Genomic DNA, 3,228 nt, shown 5'->3' on the forward strand with positions numbered 1-3,228 from the left:
GACATCGGCGCGGCCCGCGCGGCGGGGATGCCGGTGATCCTTTACACCGGCGGCTATGCCGGCCCGTCGCTGGACGGGACAACGGCGGATGCGGCCTTCGGCGACTGGTCGCGGCTGCCCGGCCTCGTGGACGATCTGCTGGCCCGCGCCGGCGGCTGAGCGCCCTACCCGTTGTCGCAATGGGCCGCAAGGCGGGCGCTGTCGGCGGCGGTCCAGCCCTCGGGATCGGTGACGGCGGCCCAAGGGCCGATACAGTCCCGCGCGTAACAGGCATGCCCATGCCCGGCCGGGGCGGTGTTGACGAGGATCATCTCCACCACAAGCTGAAACTGCGTCACCACGGGCGTGAAGCTGAGGTCGGGCGACACGTTTGGGGCGGCGCCCGCCACAGCGGGGCCGCGAAGAACACCAGCCCGAGGTAGAGCGGTCACAGGGAAAGTTCGGGAAACCGTCGCCGATCCATGCAGCCTGCCCGTGGTTCATCCGCGCGCAGGCTTGCCCGATTCCGCCGCCGGATGACAGGACCGGGCGGGGCGCGGCCTTTGGGCAGGGGGCGACGGCCTTTCCCGCCGCGGGCAGCCCCGCAAGGGGGAACCGACCTTGCCGCGAAGAGGCAGGGCGCCGGACGCGGCATGGTCCCGCCCCGCGCGGATCAGCGTGGCGCCCCGGCAACCGGAACAAGGACGGCACGGCCGGGGACATCCCTGCGGGCGGCTTCCCTCGCCTGCGCGGGAAGCGCGGATCAGGCGGCGGTCCCCGGCGCAGGGTTCGCAGTCTCCCCCCGGCCTAGCGCGGGAAGCGCGCCGGGGTCACCCGCGGTCCAGCAGGCCCCGTTCCCTTGCCCGGTCGATCAGCATCTTCACGCTGGAAGGCTGCCAGCCGGTCCGCCCGCGCGGGGTGCGCTCGCGCATCTCCTCCAGCCGGTGGCAGATCCCCTGCAGGGTGATCCGCGGGTCCGCCCCCTTGATCGCGGCCACGACCGCAAGCAGCCGGTCGTCGGCGGCGGCCGGGCGCGCCCGCGCAAGGACCGTTTCCGGCAGCAGCCCCTCGCGCACGAAGCGGGACACGGCGCGGCGCAGCCGCTCGACCGTCCAGGGGGGCGTGCCCGCGGGGCGGCGGGCGTCGACAAGGCGGGCAAGGTCGCGCCAGGGCATGTCGGGGCGGTGGCGGCGCACCAGCGGGACCCATTCCCCGGCGCTCGCCTCAAGCCGGGCCAGGTAGCCCGCGTCGCGGGCACGGGCGACCTTGCGCCGCGCCGCGGGGTCGCCGCGCTTCAGGCCGGGGTTCCCGCCGACCCGCCCGGCGGCGCGGGCCGCCGCAAGCCCCGCCATGGTCCGCTCGCGGATCAGCGCCCGTTCCAGTTCCGCCGCGGCGCCCAGGACCTGCAGGGTGAACTTGCCCTGCGGGCTGGCCGTGTCGATCGGATCGTGCAGCGAGCGGAAATGCCCGCCCCGCGCCTCGACCGCCTCGATCACCTCGAGCAGGTGCGACAGCGAACGCGCGAGGCGGTCGATGCGGACCACGACCAGCATGTCTCCGGGGGCGATCCCGCGCACCAGCCGGGCAAGGACGGGGCGCGCGCGCGAGGCGCCCGAGCCGGTCTCGGACCGGATGTCGGTGCAGCCGGCGGCCTGCAGTTCCGCGACCTGCGGGCCGGTGCTCTGCTCGTCCGTCGAGACATGGCGTAATCGCGGCGCCCACTGCCTGATCGGATGGAGCATGCTGTGATCCTGGCCTAGTACCATGGAGGACGCCATGCCGGTTTACGCTGCCCTGGACGTGTCAAAGGCGAGCACGCAAGTCCACGTCGTCGACGAGACGGGGACCTGCCTGTGGCGGGGCAAGTCACTGACCCATCCCGAGGCTCTGGCCGAGGCTCTCGCGCCGTTCGCGAGCGACCTCGTCAAGGTCGGTCTCGAGACCTGCTGCTTGTCGACCTGGCTGGGCCACGAGTTGCGCGACCGAGGCCTGCCGGTGGTCTGCATGGACGCCCGGCAGGCGCACGCGGCGCTGTCGGTCACGATGAACAAGACCGACGCCAACGACGCCCGCGGGCTTGCGCACCTGCTGCGCGCAGGCCTTTACCGCGAGGTTCGCCTCAAGGGCTGGGATGACGTGCGGCTGCGGACGCTGATCCACGCGCGGCGCGCGCTCCTGCGGGCGCAGATCGACATCGCGAACGCCTTGCGCGGCGCGCTGCGGACCTTCGGGCTAATGCTGGCGGCCGGACCGGGCAACGGCGGCGCGCGGGCCTTCGACCGCCGCGTGCGCGAGCACCTCGCGAACCGCCTCGACCTCGTGCCGATCGTCATGCCCATGCTGGAGGCGTGGCAGGCCGTGCGGACTCAGGTCGTCCAGCACGACCGGGTGATCCGCGGCGCCGTTCGGGCCGACCCGCGTTGCCGCCTCCTGATGACGGCACCCGGGGTGGGCCACCTGACGGCCCTGAGCTTCGTGGCGGCCATCGGCGAGCCGGAGGCGTTCCGATCGGGCCGAACGGCCGCCGCCTGGATCGGGCTCACGCCGCGACGCTACCAGTCCGGTACCATCGACATGCAGGGGCGCATCTCGCGGCACGGGGACAAGCTCCTGCGCTCCTACCTCTACGAGGCGGCCGCGCACATCCTGACGCGGTGCAAAGCCGACAGCGCGATCCGACGCTGGGGCACTGCGCTGCGGGAGCGCATCGGCTTCAAGCGCGCCAACGTGGCCGTGGCGCGCAAGCTGGTCGTCGTGCTGCACGCGATGTGGCGCAGCCGGCGGCCCTTCGAGGCGGGCAACGCCGCGGCATAGAGCGCACAGGTTCGTCGTCCGACCCAGAGCAACAGGAGGACACAGGAGCACTGGAATCCGCCGCCTGCGGCGGAGCGTCCGCCGGGACGCGATCAGGCCACCGCGCTATGCCCGCGGCAGTCCTCGAGAGGGGCAACTGCGCTCGCTAACATTGCGGGGCCTCGTTCGGACATCATGGTGCGGCGGCCGCCCTTGTGCTGACCGCGGAGACAACCCCGACCCCGGCCAGCGCGCTCGGCCCGCGACATGCGTGGATCCTACGACCGGCCTGCGACAAACACCTGATTGTCGCAAGGCGGCATGCCGGGCGGCCTCAGGCGCCGTCCGGCCTTGCCCCCGTCACGACAATCCCGCATAAATCTATCTGCAACAAGAAGGCGCCTACAGGGGTTTGTCGCAAGCCGGAGCGGGCAAGAGAGGGACGGATCATGGCAC

3 protein-coding genes are annotated in these 3,228 nt (G+C 72.7%); 1 reads left to right on the plus strand and 2 read right to left on the minus strand.

Going from position 1 to position 3,228, the window contains the following annotated elements; genetic code table 11:
• Positions 1-164 precede the first annotated feature (164 nt).
• Together Q4F04_RS15100 and Q4F04_RS15105 are read right to left on the minus strand one after the other, a co-directional pair.
• Positions 165-389: an alpha/beta-hydrolase family protein gene (locus Q4F04_RS15100; protein WP_303370617.1), complete on the minus strand. Its 225-nt coding sequence runs from the start codon at positions 387-389 to the stop codon at positions 165-167.
• 420 nt (positions 390-809) lie between these two features.
• Positions 810-1,721, minus strand: a complete 912-nt coding sequence (locus Q4F04_RS15105; RefSeq protein WP_303370618.1) for a recombinase family protein — start codon at positions 1,719-1,721, stop codon at positions 810-812.
• Positions 1,722-1,743: 22 nt separating this feature from the next.
• On the opposite strand from Q4F04_RS15105, the gene Q4F04_RS15110 reads away from it, so the two are divergent.
• Complete coding sequence (locus Q4F04_RS15110) at positions 1,744-2,793, plus strand: IS110 family transposase (protein WP_303370619.1); 1,050 nt, start codon at positions 1,744-1,746, stop codon at positions 2,791-2,793.
• The last annotated feature ends 435 nt before the right edge of the window (positions 2,794-3,228 follow it).

This window comes from Paracoccus sp. (in: a-proteobacteria), assembly GCF_030536915.1.
GTDB lineage: Bacteria > Pseudomonadota > Alphaproteobacteria > Rhodobacterales > Rhodobacteraceae > Paracoccus.

Coding starts and splice junctions, on each gene's coding strand:
- Q4F04_RS15110 (WP_303370619.1), top strand. CDS start 1,744: ATGGAGGACGCCATGCCGGTTTACGCTGCCCTGGACGTGTCAAAGGCG.
- Q4F04_RS15105 (WP_303370618.1), bottom strand. CDS start 1,721: ATGCTCCATCCGATCAGGCAGTGGGCGCCGCGATTACGCCATGTCTCG.